Source organism: Scytonema sp. PRP1 (genome assembly GCF_036697665.2).
GTDB lineage: Bacteria > Cyanobacteriota > Cyanobacteriia > Cyanobacteriales > Nostocaceae > Kalymmatonema > Kalymmatonema gypsitolerans.
This window is the reverse complement of sequence record NZ_JBAHYJ020000104.1, coordinates 92511-115772: the sequence shown is the minus strand read 5'-3', so window position 1 is coordinate 115772 and position 23262 is coordinate 92511. Positions and strand designations below refer to the sequence as shown.

General features: G+C 44.2%; 18 protein-coding genes. 9 read left to right on the top strand and 9 right to left on the bottom strand.

Going from position 1 to position 23262, the window contains the following annotated elements; translation table 11 throughout:
• The first annotated feature begins 43 nt into the window (after positions 1-43).
• From V5G28_RS27465 to V5G28_RS27445, 5 genes are all read left to right on the top strand, one after another.
• Positions 44-1348, top strand: coding sequence for a chloride channel protein (locus V5G28_RS27465; protein ID WP_332996460.1), 1305 nt, complete (start codon positions 44-46; stop codon positions 1346-1348).
• 195 nt (positions 1349-1543) lie between these two features.
• Complete coding sequence (gene gyrA / locus V5G28_RS27460) at positions 1544-4126, top strand: DNA topoisomerase (ATP-hydrolyzing) subunit A (RefSeq protein WP_332996458.1); 2583 nt, start codon at positions 1544-1546, stop codon at positions 4124-4126.
• Positions 4107-5801, top strand: a complete 1695-nt coding sequence (lnt, locus tag V5G28_RS27455) for an apolipoprotein N-acyltransferase (protein ID WP_442994294.1) — start codon at positions 4107-4109, stop codon at positions 5799-5801. The genes gyrA and lnt overlap by 20 nt, the downstream gene beginning before the upstream one ends.
• A 287-nt stretch (positions 5802-6088) precedes the next feature.
• Positions 6089-7591, top strand: coding sequence for an efflux RND transporter periplasmic adaptor subunit (locus V5G28_RS27450; protein WP_332996457.1), 1503 nt, complete (start codon positions 6089-6091; stop codon positions 7589-7591).
• 198 nt (positions 7592-7789) lie between these two features.
• Positions 7790-8989, top strand: coding sequence for an ABC transporter permease (locus V5G28_RS27445; protein ID WP_332996455.1), 1200 nt, complete (start codon positions 7790-7792; stop codon positions 8987-8989).
• 168 nt (positions 8990-9157) lie between these two features.
• Here the strand turns inward: V5G28_RS27445 and V5G28_RS27440 are convergent, their stop codons facing one another.
• The 6 genes from V5G28_RS27440 to folK form a co-directional block, all read right to left on the bottom strand.
• Entirely contained in the window at positions 9158-9310 is a 153-nt protein-coding gene (locus tag V5G28_RS27440) for a hypothetical protein (protein WP_332996453.1), read from the bottom strand.
• Positions 9311-9411: 101 nt separating this feature from the next.
• Positions 9412-10473 (bottom strand): L-histidine N(alpha)-methyltransferase, encoded by a 1062-nt coding sequence (locus V5G28_RS27435; protein ID WP_332996451.1) that lies wholly within the window; start codon positions 10471-10473, stop codon positions 9412-9414.
• Between the two features lie 149 nt (positions 10474-10622).
• Entirely contained in the window at positions 10623-11552 is a 930-nt protein-coding gene (locus tag V5G28_RS27430) for an alpha/beta fold hydrolase (RefSeq protein ID WP_336231379.1), read from the bottom strand.
• Positions 11553-11587: 35 nt separating this feature from the next.
• Positions 11588-11761, bottom strand: coding sequence for a hypothetical protein (locus V5G28_RS27425; protein WP_332996447.1), 174 nt, complete (start codon positions 11759-11761; stop codon positions 11588-11590).
• Positions 11762-11885: 124 nt separating this feature from the next.
• A complete protein-coding gene (locus V5G28_RS27420) occupies positions 11886-12458 on the bottom strand; it encodes an NUDIX hydrolase (RefSeq protein ID WP_332996445.1) in 573 nt (190 codons plus the stop codon).
• 72 nt (positions 12459-12530) lie between these two features.
• On the bottom strand, positions 12531-13034 hold the full coding sequence (gene folK / locus V5G28_RS27415) for a 2-amino-4-hydroxy-6-hydroxymethyldihydropteridine diphosphokinase (RefSeq protein ID WP_332996443.1): 504 nt from the start codon (positions 13032-13034) through the stop codon (positions 12531-12533).
• Positions 13035-13757: 723 nt separating this feature from the next.
• Between folK and V5G28_RS27410 the strand changes: the two genes are divergently transcribed.
• Positions 13758-16223 carry a transglycosylase domain-containing protein gene (locus V5G28_RS27410; protein ID WP_332996441.1) on the top strand — a complete coding sequence of 822 codons (2466 nt, stop codon included), beginning with the start codon at positions 13758-13760 and terminating at the stop codon, positions 16221-16223.
• 181 nt (positions 16224-16404) lie between these two features.
• Here V5G28_RS27410 and tnpA read toward each other — a convergent pair whose 3' ends face one another.
• Positions 16405-16800: an IS200/IS605 family transposase gene (tnpA, locus tag V5G28_RS27405; RefSeq protein WP_332996439.1), complete on the bottom strand. Its 396-nt coding sequence runs from the start codon at positions 16798-16800 to the stop codon at positions 16405-16407.
• Between the two features lie 148 nt (positions 16801-16948).
• Here tnpA and V5G28_RS27400 point away from each other — a divergent pair, with 148 nt between their 5' ends.
• From V5G28_RS27400 to V5G28_RS27390, 3 genes are all read left to right on the top strand, one after another.
• The gene (locus V5G28_RS27400) at positions 16949-18430 is read left to right on the top strand and encodes an RNA-guided endonuclease InsQ/TnpB family protein (RefSeq protein WP_332996437.1); all 1482 of its coding nucleotides are present in this window, start codon (positions 16949-16951) and stop codon (positions 18428-18430) included.
• 303 nt (positions 18431-18733) lie between these two features.
• Positions 18734-19831, top strand: a complete 1098-nt coding sequence (locus tag V5G28_RS27395) for an AI-2E family transporter (protein WP_332996435.1) — start codon at positions 18734-18736, stop codon at positions 19829-19831.
• Between the two features lie 301 nt (positions 19832-20132).
• A complete protein-coding gene (locus tag V5G28_RS27390; RefSeq protein ID WP_336231378.1) occupies positions 20133-21710 on the top strand; it encodes a rhomboid family intramembrane serine protease in 1578 nt (525 codons plus the stop codon).
• On the opposite strand, the gene V5G28_RS27385 is transcribed toward V5G28_RS27390, so the two are convergent.
• Positions 21697-21840 carry a hypothetical protein gene (locus V5G28_RS27385; RefSeq protein ID WP_332996432.1) on the bottom strand — a complete coding sequence of 48 codons (144 nt, stop codon included), beginning with the start codon at positions 21838-21840 and terminating at the stop codon, positions 21697-21699. The two genes, V5G28_RS27390 and V5G28_RS27385, sit on opposite strands and share 14 nt — an antisense overlap.
• Before the next feature lie 24 nt (positions 21841-21864).
• Entirely contained in the window at positions 21865-22914 is a 1050-nt protein-coding gene (locus V5G28_RS27380) for a calcium-binding protein (RefSeq protein ID WP_332996430.1), read from the bottom strand.
• Positions 22915-23262 lie beyond the last annotated feature (348 nt).

The following is a 23262-nucleotide window of genomic DNA, read 5'->3' as shown; positions in this document are numbered from 1 at the left end:
AAATTTTTGTAACTTTCGTTTCATTTAGACAGGAAAATCAGCAGTGCTACCAAACAAGCGCCCCTCCACAGAGCAAACTCAACGTTGGACATTCTCTCAGCTTTTTGGACGAGCAAGGCGTAATCCTTTCATAATTTCGCGCTGGGTTTTACGCTGGGTTGTTGTCGGAACTTTTTGTGGTTTATTTGCTGGGCTGTACTGGAATATCCTAGAACTCATGATTCATGGACTCCAAAAATTTCAGGGTCCTACTCTCCTGTTCGTGATGCCACTGGCTGGTTTAATTATCGGTGTGGTGATTCATTACCTTGGGAATCCTGGTGAAATTGGCGTCATCGTAGATAACATCCATTTTCAGGGCGGACGCTTGGATGCTCGCAAAAATCCCTCAATGATTCTTGCTTCCCTAGTCAGCATATCAGCAGGCGGCAGTGCTGGACCAGAAGCTCCACTGGTACAGGTTACAGGTTCGTTTGGCACTTGGGTTGCTAACCGTTTAAGACTCGAAGGTGAAGACGTTAGATCTATGAGTTTGGCGGCGATGGCTGCGGGCTTTACTGCTTTGTTTGGCGCACCTCTTGGCGGTGCTATGTTCGCCTTGGAGATTTTGCACCACCAGCATATTGTGGAGTATTACGAAGCCCTGATGCCTGCTATTGTTTCAAGTTGCGCTAGTTATCTCGTCTTTGCAGCAATTACACATTTGGGCATTGCACCCACCTGGCATTTCCCTCAGTACCACCTAGATAGCATTGATGATTTTGCCGTAGCTATCATGTTTGGGATTGTCGGGGTCGTGGCAGGATGGATTTTTATGGGCATTTTTCGCGGAGCTGACCGAGTTTTTGCCTTGATTGGTGGACCAATTTATTTACGCACAACCATAGCAGGGTTGGGACTGGGCATTTTAGCAACTGTTTTACCTCTCACCCGTTATTTTGGACATGAGGAGTTAGATGAGGTTGTCAATCAAAGCTTTCCTGCTCTTTTCTTGTTTGCGCTTGCTTTGGCTAAAATGGCTGCCATCAGCATGACTGTCACAGGTGGATGGCGTGGTGGATTTATTATTCCCCTATTTTTCACTGGTGCTTGTATCGGTAAAGCAGTAGCAGCGCTGATTCCTGGACTTAATCCCACCCTGGCAATGATTTGTACCATGGCAGCTATCAATGCAGCGGTGACGCGCACACCCATAAGTACGACCTTGTTGCTGTCAAAATTGACCAACTTTAGTCCCTTGACTCCAATCCTGTTTGCCAGTCTGATTGGATTTTTTCTTGCGCCCAAAGCCCCTTTTATTGCATCTCAACTTAAGTCTGGGCAAGAAGCACTCATCGGTCATGAGTAATTAGTTATTAGCTAGCAGTTAACAGCTTAAAAACTGTTTGTTTTCACTGTTAACTGTTCATGGACAAGCCAAAAAACAGCAGTATATGTTAAAATTGTATCAAATAACGGTAATTATTCAGCAATAATCGGGAACATTTTTGCTCTTTTCTCAGTATAACGGCTAAAATTTGCAATTTTTGGAGTTTTTTAGGTTATGACAACCTCTCAGGAGAGGATTATCCCAACAGATCTGCGGATTGAGATGTCCCGGTCATATCTGGAATACGCGATGAGCGTAATTGTAGGTCGGGCACTACCAGACGCCAGGGATGGTCTGAAACCTGTGCATCGTCGCATTCTCTACGCAATGCATGAACTAGGGTTGAGCGCTGATCGCCCCTTTCGTAAATGCGCTCGTGTGGTAGGGGAAGTATTGGGTAAATATCATCCCCACGGCGACACAGCAGTCTATGACGCTTTGGTGCGGATGGCGCAGGATTTTTCCATGAGATCTCCGCTGATCGCAGGGCATGGAAACTTCGGTTCGGTAGACAACGATCCACCAGCGGCAATGCGATACACAGAATGCCGCTTGGAAGCTTTAACCAGCGATGCTCTTCTGCAAGATATCGAATCGGAAACAGTAGATTTCATCGATAACTTCGATGCTTCGCAGCAAGAACCTACAGTCTTGCCAGCCCGTATTCCGCAGTTGCTGCTGAATGGTTCCTCTGGGATTGCGGTGGGTATGGCAACCAACATCCCCCCGCATAACTTGGGTGAATTGATTGATGGGTTGGTAGCACTGATTGAAAATCCAGAAATAACCGACATTCAGTTAATGCAGTATATCCCCGGACCTGACTTTCCTACTGGAAGTCAGATTCTAGGGACGACAGCAATTAAAGAAGCTTATACCACCGGGCGCGGTTCAATCACCATGCGCGGCGTGGCTACAATTGAAACTATTGAACAACGGGGACGCCCTGACAGAGACGCAATTATCATCACCGAATTGCCTTACCAAACCAACAAGGCGGCGCTGATTGAAAAAATTGCGGAGATGGTGAACGAAAAAAGGCTAGAGGGAATTGCCGATATTCGGGATGAAAGCGATCGCGATGGGATGCGAATTGTTATCGAGCTCAAGCGTGATGCTTATCCCCGTGTCGTACTAAACAACCTCTACAAGCAAACACCCCTGCAAGCTAACTTTGGGGCGAATATGCTGGCGCTGGTGAATGGCGAACCGCAGATACTCACCCTGAAGGAGTTTTTGCACGTCTTCTTAGATTTCCGCATCGAAGCCATTACCAGACGCACCCGTTACGAACTGCGGAAAGCCGAAGAACGCGACCACATACTGCAAGGCTTATTGATTGCCTTAGCACACCTAGATGAAATTATTAACTTAATTCGCCATGCTTCTGATGCGCCGACGGCAAAAGGGGAGTTAATCACAACCTACGGGCTTTCGGAAGCGCAAGCAGATGCGATATTGCAAATGCAACTGCGGCGTTTAACAGCGCTAGAAGCAGACAAAATCCGCTCCGAACACGAAGAATTACAAGCAATCATTGCTAACTTGCAGGATATCTTGGCACGGCGAGAGCGGATTTTAGAAATCATTCAAACCGAAGTCACGCAACTCAAACAGAAACACGCCACACCCCGGCGCACGGTCATTTCACCCCTTGAAGGAGAAATTGATGAGCGTGATCTGATTGCCAATGAAAAAGCTCTGATTCTGCTGACTGAGCAAGGTTACATCAAACGAATGCCAGTCAATACCTTTGAAGCGCAAAGCCGTGCAACCAGAGGTAAAGCAGGTGCCAAGATCAAAGAAGATGATAACGTTGAGCATTTCTTGACTTGCTGCGACCATGACAGCATTCTATTTTTTAGCGAACGAGGTGTTGTTTACTGCCTGAAAGCGTATCAAATCCCTGTTGGTTCTCGTACCAGTCGCGGCACACCAATTGTGCAAATGCTACCCATTCCCAAAGAGGAGAAAATCACCTCGATTGTCCCTGTTGACGAGTTTAGCAGCGATGAATATTTGGTCATGCTTACCAAGGGCGGCAATATCAAGAAAACCGAGTTAGCAGCGTTTAGCAATATTCGTGCCAACGGCTTGATTGCCATATCCTTAGAAGAAGGCGACCAACTCCGCTGGGTGCGACGCGCCAGAGTAGAAGACAGCGTGATCATTGGTTCGCGTCAGGGTATGGCAATTCACTTTAGATGCACCCACGAACAACTGCGTCCCCTGGGACGGGCAACTCGTGGAGTAAAATCGATGAAATTGCGTAAGGGTGATGAACTGGTGGGAATGGATATTCTGCCTGCTGCTATTCTTGCCACTTTAGATACAGACACAGAAGCCGAAATCGAGGAAATCGAAACAGAAGAAATTGAAAATGAAGAATCCACAGAAGTCCCAGGCAACGGCAGTACTGGTCCTTGGGCTTTGGTGATTACAATGGGAGGATACGGCAAACGCGTCCCAGTTGCCCAGTTCCGCCTGCAAAATCGCGCCGGTCAAGGTCTAACAGCAACCAAATTCAAAAATCGCAAAATCAAAGACCAACTAGCAACTCTGCACATTGTCAACAGCGACGATGAAATTATGATGGTGACCAGTCGCGGTATCATCATTCGTCAGGCAGTGAATGCGATATCAGTACAATCGCGATCCGCAACTGGGGTGCGAGTGCAGCGCTTAGACGAAGATGATGTGATTACGGGAGTGGCGATCGTTCCCCCCGATACTGGTGATGCAGCAGAGGCAGAGTAAGAAGCTGAGTCCTGCGGACAGGCTGCGCCAACGGGAGCAAGGGAAGCAGGGGGAGAGGTTTACAATCTTAATCCCCTACTTGATTGCTCTATTTAGTGGTGTTTTGATGGGGTTGACCGTCGCACCTTTCGGCGCGTGGTTATTAGCGTGGATTGCCCTTGCTCCCCTGTGGGTATTAGTTGTGAGTTCTTCTGCACAACGGAAACACTCATTCCCCCCTATCCCCCTATCACTCGCTTGGGGTATTGGTTATCACGGCGTTGCCTTATCCTGGATTACGGGGATTCACCCGATGACTTGGATGGGGGTTCCTTGGTTGGCGAGTTTAGCGATCGCTCTCTTTTGCTGGGTATTCATCAGCCTTTGGGGAGCTGCGTTAGTTGCGAGTTGGGCGATCGCGATGCGAGTGTTTTGCCGTTCCATCCACAATGGGTTTGTTCGTGTCTTAATTGGCACAGCCTTATGGTGCGCATTAGAAGCTCTTTGGAGTGCCGGACCTTTGTACTGGAGTTCTGTTTCTTACACTCAAAGTCCGCATAATTTGGTAATTTTACACCTTGGTCAACTTTCTGGACCTAGTGCGGTGACAGCAGCGATTATTGCGGTGAATGGCTTGATTGCTGAAACGTGGATAAACCGCAGAGACACAGAGAGCGCAGAGATTTTCTCTGTGTCAACGGACACTTTCCTCAACGGGGGGAACCCCCGCACGGAAGTGTCCTCCTCCGCGCCTCTGCGGTTCTTTTATTTCGGAACTGCTGCAGCACTATTTATCACTCTCCATCTCATTGGTTTTAGTTTATACAGCCGTCCTCTCGCCCAACTACCAGAAGCCGCCTTGAAAGTGGGGATTGTTCAGGGAAATGTCCCCAACGAAATCAAGCTTTATCCAGAAGGTTTTCGTCGCGCTATTGAGGGCTACACGGCGGGATATTTGGCACTAGCAGATCAAGGTGTGGATGCAGTGCTGACCCCAGAAGGTGCTTTGCCTTTTTTCCAGGATGCCATTATGGGTAGTTCAATGGTTGCAGCTGTGCAGGAAAAAGGCGTGGTTGCATGGATTGGAGGTTTTTATAAACAAGGAAGCAGTTATACAAATAGCTTGTTTACTATAACAGGCGATGGTGAGATAAAAAGCCGCTACGGCAAAGCAAAGATGGTTCCAATTGGGGAATACATTCCGTTTGAATCAATTTTAGGTGGTATCATTAGCCGTTTATCGCCTTTGGACGAACATCAAGTTCCTGGTTCGCCAAATCAGGTCTTTGACACGCCTTTTGGTCGCGCTATTGTTGGTATTTGTTACGAATCTGCTTTTTCTGGGCAATTTCGCCGTCAAGCTGCTGCAGGTGGGCAATTTATGCTAAGTGCATCAAATGATGCCCATTACAGTGCAGCTATGCCAGCACAGCACCATGCACAAGATATCATGCGGGCAATTGAAACTGATAGATGGGCAGTGCGGGCAACAAATACAGGATATTCAGCTTTTGTGAATCCGCACGGCAAAACGGTATGGATATCTGGGCATAATACGTACGAAGTGCATACAGAAACAATATATCGACGGCAAACTCAGACTTTATACGTACGTTGGGGTGATTGGTTGACACCGTCATTGTTGGGAGCGGGAACGTTAGCATGGTGTCTCATGATTCGTCATGCCAGACTCTGAAATAAATTATCTTATGCGAATGGTATTGTATCAGTACCCTCACGGGTACTATGACAGCCTTACTAAATTTTTTAGAATAACTACGTAGACAATTACTGCCATCTCAAACGTTCTAAGGTTAGTAAGTATAGCTACTTTGGTCTTTGGAACTATATCCAGCAACTTGAGTCCATAGCTTTTGGTGCTCACATCCATTGTTAGGCGAGTGCGTCAGCAGAAGTCAACTTGAGAGTGGCGACGATAAGAGAGCTTGTAATGACAAACAACGCTTGGGGAGACTTAGGACTATGAAGCAGAGGTTTGAGTCAAGGCTGCCACAGGATAAACAAGGCGAATATACCACAAAACCAAACCTTTCTCCCTCAGAATCCCCAAATATTTTAGGAATTAAGAAGCAGAGCAAGTATCGAGTCGGAGCAAGATGGCTTGCGACATCAGCGGGAGTGCTATTGTTTGGAATTGGTGGATGGGCTGGTTACAATTATTTCTTTCATCACTCAGTGTCTCCGGTGCCAGTGAGTCTCATACCAGTTCAACGTGGTAATGTTGAAGTCACAGTCACTGAAGCAGGTACTGTTGAGTTAGGTGGACAGCAGACCGTCAAGGCTCCACGGGATGTCACTGTAGAGCAGGTTCTGGTTGAGGAAGGACAGCAAGTGCGTTCAGGACAGACTTTATTGGTGCTGCGCGATCGCCAAGTTCAAAAGGAATTTCAAGAACAACAACTGGAAAACAGAAAAAACGAAGAAACTTTAACTCGTCGTCAACAAGTTGTCGCGGAGAAACAACAGAAGTATAAAGATATTCAAAAGCGATTCCGAGAGTTTCAAGAAACATTTCAGCGAGGACTTTCCCCTGAGTTTGAGACTTTGAAGAACGCTCAAAGGCGGTTGAAGAGATCCCAAGGCTTGTTCCAGCAGGGGGTCATTTCTGATAGAGAATTACAAATCGACGAAGATAAGGTGAGTAATGCTCGTGTGACACTGAAGAATTTAGAAGATAAGTTAAAGACTGATCAAGATAAAGTGGATGAAGCTCGTGCAGCCGTGAAAGATGCAGAATCGGAACAGCGCAAGGCAGCATTTGATGTGCGACGAGGTGAAGAAAAGTTACGGGAACTGCAGCAACAATTGAGCGATCGCGCCCTGAAAACACCAACTGATGGTATTGTGCTGAACCTAGAAGTAAATCCAGGGGATGGAGTCAAGACAGAAAGTAAACTGCTGACGTTGGGAAACCCTGCAAAAGAAATTGTGCGACTAAAACTGACCACACTCAACGCTGCCAAAGTCAGCATCAATCAAGTTGCCCGTGTAAGCACAATCGGTCCCAACCCCAAAATGTTCACAGGTAAGGTGATTAGCCTTTCTCCTCAAGCAAGCACTTCAACACCTGGTAGCGATGGCGCATCCATGATGGGTTCATCTTCCAGCAATCAGGCAAAGGTGGATGCAATAGTTCAACTTGATAAGCCCAGCAGGACACTTATACCAGGCAGTCAAGTCAGTGTTGAAGTGGTTCAACAGCAACGGCAGAACGTGTTAACAATTCCTCTAGAAGTCTTACAAACAGGCGATCGACCCTTTGTCTGGGTTAAGGATCAACAAGCCAGAGCACAAAAACGCGAAGTTAACCTGGGTTTACAAGGTTTAACTACGGTAGAGGTCAAGTCTGGTTTACGTCAAGGCGAGCAAGTCGTCCAGGTTGCGCCCACTCAAACTATCACCCCCAACACTCCCTTACAAGAGACATCAATTTCACCAAATCCTACAGACAAAAAAGCACAATAAGCCAGGAAATCAACTGTCAACCCCTTCGCTTAATCCAAAATTATGAATTCAAAATTCAAAATTAAGAACCCCATAAATCAATATGGTTCATTTAAGGATTGTTTATGAAGATTCCAGACGTGTAGAGACGTTGCATGCAACGTCTCTACATTGCCATCCTGATAATGGTTTTGGTCTTATCACCAACTGTATTGGCTTATGAGCATCTCAATTCCCGATCTGCTTTCCCTAACTTGGAAATCGCTTCATACTAATTTAGTACGGTCTGGATTGACCACGCTAGGGGTGTTTATGGGAGTGGCTGCGATTAGCGCCACATTGAATATTGCCGACATTACCAATGCTCAAATTGAAGCTAAATTAGCCGAGCGAGACAAACCTTACCTCACACCTTACATAATTAGTGAAAATGGGTTTGCTGTTGGCGACGATTTGAAGCAAGATGATGAAGTTGCTCTCAAACGTAGTATTGCAATCATTCGCTCAGTTAGTTCCGTGAGCCAAATTTATGGTATTGGTTCTGTGCAGTATGAGGAAAACGAGGCAAAAGATGTACGTACCTACGGTGTGTCTCAAAATTACATCAACACGACTGGACGCCAAATACTACAAGGACGGTTTTTTAAGGCAGTAGATTTTGAGCAATATCGCCCTGTAGCAGTCATCGATCAGAAATTGGCAGCAACTTTATTCCGAAAGCAATCTCCCCTCAACCAGGCAATCTTCCTAGCAAATACCCGTCTTACTGTAATTGGAGTTGTGGAAACAAAATCGGCTGGTCAAGAATTTGGGGAAAAATCTGGTACTCTCTGGTTGCCTTCCACCTTTGCAGGTGCTATAGCAGGGAATTTTCAGTTTAGCACTCTCCAGATTAGTCCTTATCGACTGGATGATATGCCACAGTTGAAAGAAAAAGTCAAGCAAGTATTATCAAAGCGTCATCCCAAAACAGTTGTGGAAACGTTTGATAACGCTGCAGATTTGCTCAAGGAACGGGAACTCCAGCAATCTGCTACACAAGCACTTGCTGTTGTGGGAGTCATTGCTCTACTGATTAGTGGTGTAGGAATTGCTAATATTACGATCGCCTCTGTTTTGGAACGCATCGAAGAAATTGGCATTCGCCGCGCACTTGGCGCAACTCAATTTGAGGTTATGGTGCAATTCATCCTGGAAGCACTCCTCCTGAGCATTTTTGGTGGTACCTTGGCGATTATCAGCGTACATGGCTTAACTCAAACAGCAACCACAGTCATCATCCAAGCCCCCTATCAGTTTTCTCTGGGTAATGCTGGCTTGTCAATGGGAGCTGCTGTTGCGGTAGGGGTGGGTTCTAGTTTCTTGCCGGCACTCAAAGCCACCAAGGTTGATATCATTGCTGCATTGCGGAGTGAATAAAGCCGCCTGTTTATTGGACCGTTTTAACTTATCGACAATCACATCTTCGCCTTTTTGTTAAAAGCCCTTTTCCAGGGAAGAGACAAATAGCTAGAGCCTTTTACCAGATGCAAACTAGGAAGCGTTCACCATATATAGGAGTCCTAAATCATTTGTGAAAAATCACACTCATCGATATGCTTGATATAGCAATCCTAAATGATTCGTGAAATTCTCTCTTGTCTCTTCTCTCTTTTCTTGGCGTCCTTGGCGACGCCAGTCGCCTGCTGTCGGGAAACCCTCCTGCAGCGCTGGCTCGTCTTGGCGGTTGATAATTTTCATAAATCAAATAGGACTGCTATATGCAATAAAAATTTAGCTTTTTTTCCTGCCTTAATTATGTTTTTAGATGGTTACTAGCGGGAAGTATTTTAACTTAAAAGCTAGTTACTGGCAACCTTACAAATCACCATAATATGTGAGAAGTATTTATTAGTACTATAGTGGACGAGTTGTAGTCCAGCTTGTTCTATTTCTTGCATAAGTTCAGGTATTTCGTACTTATGATGTCTCCAAATAGTGATCTCTTCACCTTCAGAGATTTCAATATTCTTATCTATTTCCATAAAATTGAAATTTATAGTATAGCTCTGACGCAGTTTCATATTCGCAACTACACTATCTGTTTCTAAATCATACTTTCTCACAAGTTCACAATCTTGCGACCTAATCCCAATCTTGTTTTTAATCCATGCATAGATTTGTTCTGCATGATACTTGCAGCCACCTCTCACTGTTCCATCCCATTGAGAGTTAGAACCAATTTCGTTAGTGAACACCAGAAAATCATTCTTCCCCATGCTGTCTCTAAAGTTTTTGAATACTCCATTTCTATTTTGATGATTGCCAATTGTCACACCTAAGTGTAAAAATATTTTCGCTGTATCGTCAGTTTCAAGGCTAGCCTGATTTTTTAACCAATTTTTTGGTATACAATGATTCTCTATGTCAAGTGTGTAACTTGTATACTCTATTAGTGGAAACCACTTCCTAAAATTTTTACTGGATAAATTCAGTAATTCTTCGCTAATATCTAACGCAATATATTTATTAATTTTACCTATTTTATTAAGTCTACCAATGAATCCTTTGACAGGATATGAATTTCCTGACCCTACATCTACAATAGTGACTTTATCACAACTTTGATGACTGCCATTAATGAATTCAAAATTCTTTTTTAAAAGATCAATTTCTACATTTGATGTCCGATACCATCTAGGAATAATATATTTTTGATAAAAATCATCCCAAATTTTTGCGCCTCTACCTTTGTAAGAATACTTTAAAGGTATTTCTCGTCTGACTTCTAATGCATGAATTATCCCTAAAAGTTCTTCTTCAGAAAAAATAGAGTAGAAATCAGAACTTGGCTTTGCTGTGCGGCTGATAGGAGTTTGACTCTTTAAGGGAAGTTGTGAATTGCTATTAAAATTTTTAGCCATTGTTTTTGTTATAACGGTTTTCTTAAATATTTAGCGGCTATAAAACAATTGGAGAAATGCCAACCGATGCTGCACTCACTGCCACACCGCTCTACAGAATGTAGATTTTACATTGAAATACAGAAGTTACGCATAAAAATTACTGCTTTCTAAGACATTGGCAATGTGCTTTTAGAGTGAAACACATTGAGAAATCTTAAGTAATTCGCAGTTGCCTCCTCTGAATTTTCTATTAGCAGCAGATGTCCTGCCTTTGGTAATCGGATCACTTTGCTTCCGGGAATACAGCGTTGCAGCCGATCAGCTCCACGAATGTCGTAGATCTTGTCTTCTGTGCCCCAGATAGCAAGGGTCGGTAGCTGAGTTGATCGCCCCTGACACAGAACGTCATCGTACAGGTTCACGATGTCCCAAACCTGTTGATAGTGACGGTTACGAGTGATGTAGTCGTTCACTTTCTCTGTTTTGACAGAATCAGGGATGGTGGGAGGCGTGACAAACAGCAAGCTAATTTCTAAGTCAAACTGTTCTTTGGTGGTTGGAATAAAGGGGTTTATGCCGTCAAAGATGGAATTTCTGACGCTCCTCGCCCAATCAGTCACACCTAAAGGTGAACCGATAAAGGCAAGGCTACGCAACTGTTCCGGGTAACGCTGGCTGTAAAGGGTGGCGATCGCTCCCCCCATCGAACTCCCTGCTATATCAAAGGAGCGAATTCCTAATTGATTCGTGAACTGGTGCAGCAGTGCAACCTGATTCTCCAGCGTATAGTCCCTGATTGCGACAAGAGTGCTGTTACCATAGCCCGGTAAGTCGGGAGCGATCGCCCGATAGCCCGCAAGAGACAACTGACACATCATACTGTTCCACTGCTCTTTGTCTGCAAATAGTCCATGCAGCAGTAAGATCGGTTGTCCGGTGCCAACCTCGTTGTAGGACAACGTTCCATTGCTAATAGGGGCGGAACGGGTGGCGATGGCGCAGCCTGAAGCAGACGCTGGGCTATCCACAGCAGCATAACCCACCAATCTACATACCAGCAGAATGACGAAGATCAGCCGGAGCATGAGTTTTATCATGGAAAAAGCGCTCTATCACTTATCAGGTAATTTTCTCAAAAACAGGGTGTGACAAACCTGCTGACTAAAACTTCTGCCGTCCACAGTAGTTGAGAGATGAGCTTTTCTGCAATGGCAATGCTCATCTGCATATTGTCAGTATCACCACCCGATCCGATTTTGTGGCGGGGATGCTCTACGTATGCACTCAAGTCCTTGTAAACTACCATCTTGCGGGATGAACAAACATTTCTTGTGGGATGGGCATCTTGCCCGTCCCTCACAATTGGGGGCAGGCAGGATGCCTACCCCACAAGAATCATCCCTTAATTCAGCAATGCCAAAAGGAGTGTACTACTGTTCTACATTTGAATAAAACTGGTTCAACAACGGACGAGCTAGGAAAAAGCTAGAAATTGATTTAGCATCTACAGGCTCTCCTTCCAGAATAGATTTTTCCAGTTCTTCTGGGGTGAAAAACACTGTTTCTAAATCCTCGTCATCATCTTGTGCTGGTGGTTTCTCCAGCTTTTCCAAATCTTGCGCTAAATAAGCATAGATGATTTCGTCAGAATACCCCGGTGCAAGGAAAAACTCTCCTAGTTTTTGCCACTTCTGGGCGCGGTAGCCAGTTTCTTCCTCTATTTCACGCTGAATCGTCTCTAGGGGATCTTCGTTTGGTTCTAATGTACCAGCAGGGAACTCTAACACCCTTCCCTGAACCGCGAAACGGTACTGGCGCACGAGTATCAGTTTACCTTCTGGAGTGACGGGTATAGCCAGAGCGCCACCTGGATGACGAACGCATTCCCATTCTCCCTCTACGTTGTTAGGTAAACGTAAGCGATTGACCTCAAAATTAAATTTGCGCCCTTTATAGTACAAGCGCTCTCTCAGCAGCTGGGGTAATTCTCTACCTAATGGCATAAGCGAATTCCATTGTTTAAAAAGACACAGACTAACACTTTCGGAGGATGTAAAAATCAGCGTTGTCTGTGTTTATGGTTGGTCAAATAAGTTGCTCACCAATCGGTGTACTTCAGAACAGTCTACCGCTTTAACCAACTGTTTAATAGCATACCCGGAAATTGGTTCTATCCAATCTGGAGCAATTTCCGCAAGTGGTACCAACACAAACGCTCGCTCCCGCATTCTGGGATGAGGAAGCTGTAAGTTTGGTGTATTCAAAATTAAGTCATCATATAACAACAAATCTAAATCTAGGGTGCGTGCTTCCCAACGTTGTTGTCGTACGCGTCCAAATTGATTTTCAATTTGTAACAAAGTTTTTAACAGCAACTGTGGTAAAATATTCACCCGCAGTATTGCAGCGCCATTTATATAATCTGGTTGTGGTGGTCCCACAGCTTTAGTTTTGTACCAACTCGATTTAGCTTCTAAGAGAATTCCCGGAGTTTGAGCTAAAGTTTCAATAGCGGCTTCCAAGATGGCACGGGAATTACCAAGATTACTCCCAAGAGCAATTGCACTACGAACATTCATTAACAGTTACCAGTTATCAGTTATCAGTTATCAGTTTCATCCTTTGCATGTTTAAGTCCTCCACCAAGAGCACAGAAAGCGTTGGTGTCAGTACAACCACACTATACGCCTGGTCACTGTTCACTGTTCACTGTTTTAAGCAACGTCTTTTGCTTTTTTGTTTCAAATTCTTTCTACAGTAGTATTGCTTTAAGCAATAATCAAATATAATTTTGTATAAAGAATAACGCAAAATTAGAATAAAATTTTGCCAAAATGCCAAAATAAATATATTCAATTAATCTTGAAGTGATATACTATCACGAATGTGGCGCACTAATCTAAAAACTTTTTATGGCGGTTAGATTGCAACTGCTTGAAGTCAACGACTTCTAGTTGAGTACAATTCCCATCCGTAAAAGGCAGGGGCTTGTAGTTAACTCTAGTTGACCAGTTTCAGTCCATTGACGGGCTACGTTCAGAGCAAGTGTTTAAGTTCCTACTCCGGGATGCTTGCCAGTCCCGCGACCCTAGAACCAGATTGTTAAACGTCCAACAGAAGTTTAGGCAGTGCAACCTGGACAGTTACCGACTCTGAACATTAACGAGGCAAACGTTACCCGAAAGGGGTTTCCCGGAAACGGGAGCTAGGGATAAGTCTTACGGGGTACCTTTCCCGTCGGACTTCGTCCCCAGTCTTAAAAAGACGGGGCTTCCGCCCTTTGATTTTGGTGAGGAATTGACGTGGTAAAGTTTAACTCCTGGTTCCAGGAACGACCAGCAAAGCCGAGTGACGCTGATAAACAGAAACCAGAACCGCCCCCTGGTCATCAAAGTGACAACGAAGAATCCACAAATGAGACGAGCTCACCAATCAAGCAGGGAAAGCGAAACCAATTATTGAACCAGATACTCTCGAAACTTCCTGGCAGTAATAAACCGCTTTATCGTCGCTATTGGTTTTGGGCAGGCTTGGGTATAAGTAGTGGAATGATTGCTATAGGCTACGGTATTGCAGCAATAGACCAAAGTTTACCCGATAAAGCTGAACTCAACGCGATTGTTCGTGAGCGTACACTGACTATTAAAGCTGGTGATGGAACGATCATACAACAGCAAGGCGAAGCAACTAGAGAACAGTTAAAGATAGAGGAAATACCAGATAAATTTAAGAAAGCTTTTATTGCTTCGGAAGACAGAAGATTTAATAAACATAATGGAGTTGATACCCAAGGAATTGTCAGAGCAGTTTTGAATAACGTGCGATCGCAAAACGTGGTAGAAGGTGGTAGTACCATCACGCAACAAGTCGCAAGAATTCTCTTCCTCAAACAAGAGAAAACTGTCTGGCGAAAGGTCAAGGAAGCTCGTCTGGCACAGAAAATAGAAGAACAATTGTCTAAAGACGAAATTCTGGAACGCTACTTGAATCTGGTGTACTTAGGTTCTGGGGCTTACGGTGTCGCAGATGCAGCATGGGTTTACTATAGTAAATCTGTGGATCAACTCACGTTAAGCGAAATGGCAACGATCGCGGCATTACCTCCCGCCCCAAATCGCTTTTCACCACAAGTGAATGCAGAAGCGGCAAAGCAGCGGCGGAATCTGGTGTTGCAACGGATGCAGGAAGATGGATTTATTACAGCAGCCGAAAAACAAGCAGCGATCGCAGAACCAGTTACAATTAAACCCAGTTCGCCCAAGCGATGGGAAGTAGAAGCTCCCTACTTTATCAGCTACATCCAAAAAGAATTGCCAAAATATGTTTCCCCCGAAGCACTCAAAGCAGGCGTCACAGTGGAAACTAGCCTGAACTTGAATTGGCAGAAGGCGGCGGAAGCAACAGTTGCCAAAACGTTGCGAAATCAAGGGCGCTGGGAAAACTTTAAGCAAGCGGCTTTAGTTGCTGTTGACCCCCGCAGTGGTGAAATTAAGGCAATGGTTGGGGGGAAAGATTTTGGAAAGAACCAATTTAATCGTGTCACCCAAGCACAGCGTCAGCCAGGGTCAACATTTAAGGGGTTTGTTTATGCTGCTGCTATAGCAAGCGGGATCAGCCCCTATGACAACTACCTCGATTCACCCCTAGTGATAGATGGTTATGAACCGAAAAACTTTGATGAGGGTTTCCGAGGTTGGCTGACGATGAGGGATGCGCTCACCAAATCAGTCAACATTGTTGCGGTGAGGGTGCTGATGAAAGTGGGATTTGAACCAACCATCCAACTTGCCCACAAAATGGGGATTCAATCGGAACTCAAACCCATGTATTCTTTGGCGCTTGGTTCCGCAGAAGTGAATCTGCTCGAGTTGACCAGCGCTTATGGTTCTTTTGCGACTAAAGGTTTGCACGTAGAACCTCATGGTATTACCCGCATCCTTGACCGTCGAGGTAAGGTCATTTGGTCTGCTGACTTCAAGCCGAAGCGGGCGATCGACGCTGAAAGTGCTGCCATCATGACCTGGATGCTCCGCAACGTCGTGGAAAATGGTACTGGTCGTGCTGCTCAATTAAATAGACCTGTTGCTGGCAAAACTGGTACCACCGATGATGCTCGCGATTTATGGTTTATTGGATATATTCCCCAAATGGTGACAGGAGTTTGGTTGGGTAATGACGACAACAAGCCTACTTGGGGTAGCAGTGGTAGTGCTGCTGACACTTGGCATGAATTTATGGAAAAAGTGGTCAAGGAAATACCGGTTGAAAAGTTTCCTGAAAGACCCAAGCTAGAAGGTCGAAAAGGTAGTATAAAGGCGAAACCTGTCAAGGCTAAGCGAATTATAAATCGCCCCGTTACCTCGAAGAACCAGCAATCCGATGAAGAAACGAACAGCAGGTCATATAGACGAAGAAATCAACAAGTAAATTCTGATGATAGTAGTGAAGATTCATCTAGAAGAGGCAGAAATAGGAGACGCTATTATCAGCAAGAGCAACAACAAGAGGAAACGTCAAGACCAAGAAGGCGTTACAGTCGTCGTTATCGTAGCGAAGAATCAAGTTCCAGTAGTGAGTCATCCTCATCGGATCGTCCACGGCGCTCTAGAAGAGTAGAATCTGATTCTTCTACTCCAAGAAGAAGTAGGCGACAGTATACACCTCCTGCAACCAACTCCTCGCCCTCCTCAGGTTCTTCAACTCCAACACGTTCTTGGCGGGAAAGACTCAGGCCGACGCCATCCTCAGAACCTGGTTCTGAGGGTTGAAGCCCGGACGGGGTGATGGGAAGAGTACAAGAATTTCTCTTTCTTGTACTCTTCCTACTACCCATTATCCCCAATGCGGTTTGGATAAGATAATTTACTTACTGACAACTGACCGAAAATCATAGGGCGCAAGCCCCTGGCTTTAGACATGGGGTAAGCCCGTAGGGGAATTTATTCCCCGTCAAACTTCTTTCTGATTTTGGATGTACTGTTTAACAACTTCCAAAGGCGCTCCCCCAACCGTCGAAACGAAGTAAGAATTAGTCCACAGGGTAGGAATCCTTGATTTAAGGTGCGGAAACTCAGAACGAAGATACCTAGAAGTAGCGCCTTTGAACCGTTTCACTGCTTTATGGACTCCAAACTGAGGGTCTACCTCAATTAACAAATGAACCTGGTCTGGCATTATCTCCACTTCAATGATGTCAACCTGAATCTCTTTAGCTATCTGAGCTAAGAGATCTTTAAGTCTTACATCAACCCCGTCTTTCAATACAGGGCGACGATATTTGGGTGTCCAAACAACATGGTACTTGCATGAATAGACAACATTATTGTTAGATTTAAACTTTTTCATTTAAATATTTTTATTTCATTTAAATATTTTTAATATACTGCTTGTAGATATATAATAGACTACACTAAGCTAAATAACAAGGTGGTGAAAGCAGGTGCGGGTAAGATGGAACTTCAAAATCAAAGCAACCAAGACGCAAGACGAAACAATGTCACGTCACTTAGACACTTTGAGGAAGCATCGGAACTTCGCATTGCGGGAAAGAGAAACAGGCTATAACACCAATAATCAAAACGCGAATACCCAAATTACCTATGCTTGGGGGTCTTTGTGCGACATTGAAACTAGAATAGAGTACGGGTCTTGCTGCCCTTTAACCTGCCCTGTTCTCAAGCATGGTGTAGTTCCTCAAGACTTGAATATTGCAAAAAAGGCTAACAAGAAAACTGGGGAGATTAGATGGGACTCAGCCAGTGGCATCCAATCAAAAATCACGACTGATTTAAGGCATACCCGTGCTAACTTTGCTGAAATAGATTCGTGTGTGCTACAAACCAATCTAGCCAAGCTAGATACAGCATTTTCCAATTTCTGGCAACATGGGCGTGGATTTCCCCAATACAAAACCAGGCTTGATTCAATGGAGTTCAAAACTGGCAGAGTATTGATTAAGGACGCTACAGACAACTACGCCACTATTTACCTTCCCAGCATTGGTGATATCAAGATTCACAATAGCCGTGATTTAACTAGTATTGAAAAATTTGGGGCTTGCACACTCAAGCGTCAAGGGGGCAACTGGTACATCTCAGCACTAGTTGATGTACCCGACCTACCACAGACAAAAAAGCTACAAGAGCAAGCGTCTATTGTCGGTATTGATGTAGGAGTCAACAAGCTAGTTGCCTTGTCAGATGGTAGCTTTATCGAGAATACCCGACCAGCTACCAACAAGAGATCTGCGCGACGCTTAGCCATTCGTCAACGTGCTGCAACCCGAAAAGAGAAAGGTTCCAGGAACCGCAAGAAAGCTTACCAACGTGTTGCTAAGATGCAACATGAAACAACTAACAAACGGGATGGACGCAACTGGCAAGCTGCTCAAAAGATTGTCAACACAGCAGACGTGATTGGGCATGAAGATTTAAACGTGTCCAATATGGTGAAGCGTGCCAAGCCCAAACATGATGGGAAAGGTGGTTACAAGAAGAACGCAGCCAAAGCGAAGTCTGGCTTAAACAAAGTCATACAAGACTGTGCATGGAACGACTTGTTTGGTAAGATTGCTTGGACTGCTTTAAAAGCAGGCAAACCAGTAGTAAAAGTCAATCCCAAATACAGTAGTCGAGAGTGTCCAAAATGTCATCACATCGACAAAAGTAACCGTGATGGTGAAAAGTTTCTGTGTGTTAATTGCAACTACACTGAACACGCAGATACAAAAGCTTCTCGAACAATCGCGAAGAGAGTGGGGTTAGTCTTCCCACAAAAAACAAGAAAGACTCTACCGAGGGACTCTCGGAAAGTCACGCCTGTGAAGTCTGCTAGTCAGAAAGCATCAACCGTATCGAGGGTTGAGTCCAGGAACCATGCCTCTGAGCAGTTGGGTGTTCAGTTGTCCCTCTTTGATACAACTGCGTACACAACTGCCGACAATCGGGTATCTAAGAGATACGGCAGAAACTCTTAGAGAATCCCCTTGCCTTTAGGCATGGGGAGTGTCAAAAGCTGTAAAGACGTTATATCTAACGTCTCTACAGCTTGTGAAGTTCCCAACAACAATCCTTAACTGAACCGTATTCGTTCAGCAGTGTGCCGTAACTGGGTAAGAGTTGATTCGCTGCGGTCAACAACAATGGTTGGCTATGGACGGCAAGATTCTCAAAAGCACTATCTGAGCGTCTCTACCGAGTGCTTTGTAATTAATTAGATTTATTATTATAAATGAACTTTGCCCAAATTACAATTTTTGACTCTTTAATGACTCTTTAATATGGATATTTCACTTACCAAACTACTGCAATGGTTAATTTTGACACTACTGTTTCCACTAGTCTTTCTTAATGGCTGGCTAGCGGTTCAAGTTTTTCAATATTTTCAACCTCTATTGACAACTTTTCTTTTAGCCGCTCTACTTGCCTTCATTTTGAATTATCCTGTTTCGATTCTCCAAAAACGCGGAGTGAAAAGAAATTTTGCAGTCACATTAGTTTTTTTATCAACTTTAATAATTATATTTGCTTTAGGAATGACTGTAGTTCCTATTATTTTAGATCAGTTTCATGAAATGGCGAAAGTACTTCCTCAATGGATTGACTCTAGTGAGCAAAAATTCCAGAATCTTAATGAGTGGTCAGTTAGCCACGGCTTGAAGGTTAATTTCGATCAGATATTTACTCAAATAACCAATCACTTACCAAATGAATTGGAATATGTGGTAGATAAACTCTTTAGTATTGTGTTCGACACCATTGATAGTATTTCCGAAGCTTTAATTACAGTCGTACTAACTATTTATTTGTTAATAGATGGTGAGAAAATTTGGGATAGTTTATTTAAGAAGTTGCCCTTCAGTTTTAGTCAGCAGTTAAGGCAATCTGTTCAGCAGAATTTTCAAAATTACTTAATAGGTCAGGTAGCTTTGGCTTTCCTGATGGGGATTTCACTAACTATACTGTTTCTAGTTTTTCAAGTCCAGTTTGCTTTAGTCTTTGGTTTGGGAGTAGGGATTTTGAGCTTAATTCCCTTCGGTGATGTTGTTAGTCTTGCGGTAGTCACTCTCCTCATAGCGTCAAATGATTTTTGGCTAGCAGCAAGGGTTTTGGCTGTAGCCGTTGTCATTGACCAATTAATTGACCAAGCTATTGCTCCGAGACTCTTGGGAAGTTTTACAGGACTTAGACCAATATGGGTTTTAATTTCTTTGCTAGTGGGAACCTACATTGGTGGAGTCTTGGGGTTGCTGATTGCTGTACCTTTAGCCGGTGTCATTAAAGACGCGCTAGACGGTTGGCAAGTTTCTCCTGTATCCGGTTATTCCGACAATGTTGTTAAGGGTAAAGAATTGCCAGAAATGTTAACAAATAAGTAGTCAGTATAGCTGTGTATAGTCTATTACGGCGCTAACTAATGTTAATTATTATTTTGATTGTTTTTTGCCCTAACGCACCATCTTATGATTGGGTGGCGCGTAACGCTTAGGTAGACGCCAAAAGCGTCGCTTCCACATCGCACAGGCGCACTCTACTTAATATTTTGTTTCTAAAGTTTTTGTATCTGTCGCTACACAGAGTCAGCACTGCTTTTGTATTAGTGTAATACACGCATATTCAAAAGACAATCATAATAGTAATTGCTCTACAACCAGGGATTTCCTGATTAGTTTCAATCCGATGGATCTCAATCACATACTGATTTGGCTAGTGTGTCTATCATGCATCTCGACGATGATGAGTGCATCTCGTATTTCTGCTAAGAATAATCGTGGCTGGATTATAGTGTCAGGATTAATCTTGGTTGCAGTTGCAGTTTTGTTGTATCTGACTCCATCCCTAGGTGGCTTGATTGGTGGATGCTTGTGGGCGATTCTAGTCATCGTGCCTAATCTTGGTCACAGGAAAGTTGACCAACTTATTGCTCAACAACGTTTTGGTCAAGCCAGCAGAGTGGCTAGCCTGATTTCCTGGCTGCATCCGTTAGATGGTTGGCGCGAGCAACCGAAATTGTTACACGCCATGGAATTAAGTCAGCGTGGAGCAATGGCTGAAGCTACTGCAATTCTAGACCGTTATCAAACTGCTACAACAGCGACTGGTCGCTCTGCAACCGTCACCCTTTACCAAATGGATGCTCGTTGGGAAGAACTGCTGCTGTGGATACAAGCTAACGTACCAGAAGCAGTATTGCGGAAGGATTTCGATATACTGAGCGGCTACATAAGAGCGCTCGGTGAGACTGGCGACTTGAATGGTATGCTCGAAGCTTGGGAGCGCTATGAGCATAGCCTGGAGAAAATACCTAACTTGAGAACGCGCAATTTTGCACGTATGTTGGTGCTAGCCTTCTGCGGTCAAACAGAACAGGTAGCAAGATTACTCAGTGGTTCACTGGCAAACTATTCAAACACCATCAAATTATTTTGGCTAGCAACAGCTGACCAAGCGGCTGGAGGTGACATCATCGCTCACGAGCAATTTTTAAGTATAGCTGATAGCAGTGATGTTCGCATCCACAATGCAGTTGCAAGGCGTTTGTCCGCTCCTGTGGTTGTAGCTGAATCAGTACTTACTGAGAAATCCCAACAGATTTTATCCAGAATCATTACAGAAATAGAGTATGAGCCAACATATAGCAGTATCAGCTTGAAGCCACGTCATCCAATTGCCACATATTTAATTATCAGTTTGAATGTACTTGCCTTTGCCCTAGAGGTAAAACTTGGAGGTAGCACCAACGTCAATAACTTATACCGTTTAGGTGCGTTAGTGCCAGAAGAAGTTGTGACTGGAAGTTGGTGGCGCTTGTTAAGCGCGGCTTTTCTTCACTTCGGTTTCTTGCACCTATTACTAAATATGCTTGGTCTTTATTTATTTGGTCGCTTGGTGGAATTTGCCCTAGGAATACCGCGATTTTTACTATTGTACTTCACTTGTGCAATTGGCTCAATGCTGGCTGTGACTTATATGTCAGTTACGGGGTATTCTCAAGCTGATTTTGTCGTCGGTGCATCTGGATGTGTGATGGGTCTTGTTGGTGCTTTTGCCGCTGTCTTATTACACGATTGGCGAAGGAAAAAAACGCGCTTAGCTGCTAGAAGTTTGCGAGGAATTTTGTCACTTATTTTGCTGCAAGTCATCTTTGACCTGACAACGCCACAAATTAGTTTTGTTGGTCATACTTCTGGGTTGATTATTGGCTTTTTGCTAGGGATGATTTTGAAGGAAACAAGACATCTATTTAGTGCGTTGTAAAAAATTGCGCTTGGGCGATGGGGTATGAGCGATCGCCCGTATAAGCTTGTTTGATAGCACAAAGCGTACTCAAGGCGATCGCCCGTGAGCGGACTCTCGCTCTGCGAAATCGCCCTTTTACATCAGACAAATATTACATTGGCACTGTACAAAGCTATGCACCTACAAAGTTACCTAAAGTCTGTCCAGAAGTCAGTTGGAAATTCCCTTCAGGTAAAGTATTCAAAAGAGAGACAGCAGTAGTATCAGAAGCAGCCAAGAATGCCGCCGTATTTGTATTCGTTGCCGTTCCCGTTCCTGTTATGACCGTCACATCCGCGATTAAATCTCTCACGCCGTTTGTTACCACAAATACGTCAAATCCAGCATCATTTCGTTGGACATTGTAAACATCTCCTGTTCCCAATTGAATCTGATCGCCAGAGGAGAAGTCTGTGATTTGAGCAAAGTCATTGTCACCAGCAAATTTGTAGAAGGAACCAGAAGCATTCCCGAGAATGAATCTGTCTGAACCAGATCCGCCTGTGAGGACATCTTGCTCGTTTGAACTTACGGTTGGTGCGTTTGTGGTACCTTGTAAGATATCATTCCCATCTCCACCCAGGAGTGTGTCGTTACCTAGACCACCAGTTAAAGTATCATTGCCACCCAACCCATCAAGAGTATTGTTGCCACCACTGCCGATAATACTGTCATCAAAAGGCGTTCCCTTGACATTAACAAAGTTTTCCACCGTAAAGCTAATCGAACCGATATTGGGGATATTGTTTACAGTGAGTTGGTTTGCTCCCAAGTTGATGTCGAAGGATGCTCCTCCTGTACTATTGGAACCGTCAATCGTATTTTGTTGACCAATAGCCCCCACAATTTTCTCAATGCTTTGGAGTTGACCTCCACTTGAGTTTCCTTCGCCGATCGCACCTCTGGGAAGCAGTGTGATAGCTTGTCCTAAGTTGCTGTAATCTACAGTATCAAACCCAGCGCCACCATCGAGTAAATCATTACCCGTGGTACCTATTATGATATCGTCGCCTCCTTTAGCCCTGATTTCATCATCCCCTGGTGTGCCAAAAATGATATCTGGGTTGTCAGTCCCTTCAATCAGGTTTCTCTCTGCTAGCGCCAAAGTTTGGATGTTATTAGCTCCTTGAATGACAATCGCTGCATCTGGAGTAAAAGTGGTGTTACTTTGAGCTATTACCATTTAGGATTCTCCTGAGAATTTTCTGAGGTTGGCAGAAGCTTTCGCCCATATATATCTCGCGCTGCTGTAGTGTATTTTACGCAAAGCTTTTTTCTTTGTTATAAATCTTTACAACAAAGAATTTCAATCTTCACCACAAAGCCCAGATGCCAAGAAGTAAGCTGCTGTAGCGCCTGAGCGATGGTAATTTTAGCAGTATTGTCTTTGCTACATAAAAAAATTCCCTGGTAGAGATACCAGGGAAAAAATTACTATTAGCATTTCACAAAATGTTTCCCAGAGAAGAGCCTTTATGGCTCCCCTGCATGAGGCAGGGGTTAAAGTGTCTTTAGATGTTACAGCAGAAAG

What these genes read in the sequence shown, in the direction of transcription:
- V5G28_RS27440 (WP_332996453.1), bottom strand. Translation starts at nt 9,310, where the DNA reads ATGAAAATTATCAACCGCCAAGACGAGCCAGCGCTGCAGGAGGGTTTC.
- V5G28_RS27435 (WP_332996451.1), bottom strand. Translation starts at nt 10,473, where the DNA reads ATGGCTAAAAATTTTAATAGCAATTCACAACTTCCCTTAAAGAGTCAA.
- V5G28_RS27430 (WP_336231379.1), bottom strand. Translation starts at nt 11,552, where the DNA reads ATGATAAAACTCATGCTCCGGCTGATCTTCGTCATTCTGCTGGTATGT.
- V5G28_RS27445 (WP_332996455.1), top strand. Translation starts at nt 7,790, where the DNA reads ATGAGCATCTCAATTCCCGATCTGCTTTCCCTAACTTGGAAATCGCTT.
- V5G28_RS27390 (WP_336231378.1), top strand. Translation starts at nt 20,133, where the DNA reads ATGGATCTCAATCACATACTGATTTGGCTAGTGTGTCTATCATGCATC.
- V5G28_RS27395 (WP_332996435.1), top strand. Translation starts at nt 18,734, where the DNA reads ATGGATATTTCACTTACCAAACTACTGCAATGGTTAATTTTGACACTA.
- V5G28_RS27420 (WP_332996445.1), bottom strand. Translation starts at nt 12,458, where the DNA reads ATGCCATTAGGTAGAGAATTACCCCAGCTGCTGAGAGAGCGCTTGTAC.
- folK (WP_332996443.1), bottom strand. Translation starts at nt 13,034, where the DNA reads ATGAATGTTCGTAGTGCAATTGCTCTTGGGAGTAATCTTGGTAATTCC.
- gyrA (WP_332996458.1), top strand. Translation starts at nt 1,544, where the DNA reads ATGACAACCTCTCAGGAGAGGATTATCCCAACAGATCTGCGGATTGAG.
- V5G28_RS27380 (WP_332996430.1), bottom strand. Translation starts at nt 22,914, where the DNA reads ATGGTAATAGCTCAAAGTAACACCACTTTTACTCCAGATGCAGCGATT.
- lnt (WP_442994294.1), top strand. Translation starts at nt 4,107, where the DNA reads ATGCAGCAGAGGCAGAGTAAGAAGCTGAGTCCTGCGGACAGGCTGCGC.
- tnpA (WP_332996439.1), bottom strand. Translation starts at nt 16,800, where the DNA reads ATGAAAAAGTTTAAATCTAACAATAATGTTGTCTATTCATGCAAGTAC.
- V5G28_RS27425 (WP_332996447.1), bottom strand. Translation starts at nt 11,761, where the DNA reads ATGGTAGTTTACAAGGACTTGAGTGCATACGTAGAGCATCCCCGCCAC.
- V5G28_RS27450 (WP_332996457.1), top strand. Translation starts at nt 6,089, where the DNA reads ATGAAGCAGAGGTTTGAGTCAAGGCTGCCACAGGATAAACAAGGCGAA.
- V5G28_RS27400 (WP_332996437.1), top strand. Translation starts at nt 16,949, where the DNA reads ATGTCACGTCACTTAGACACTTTGAGGAAGCATCGGAACTTCGCATTG.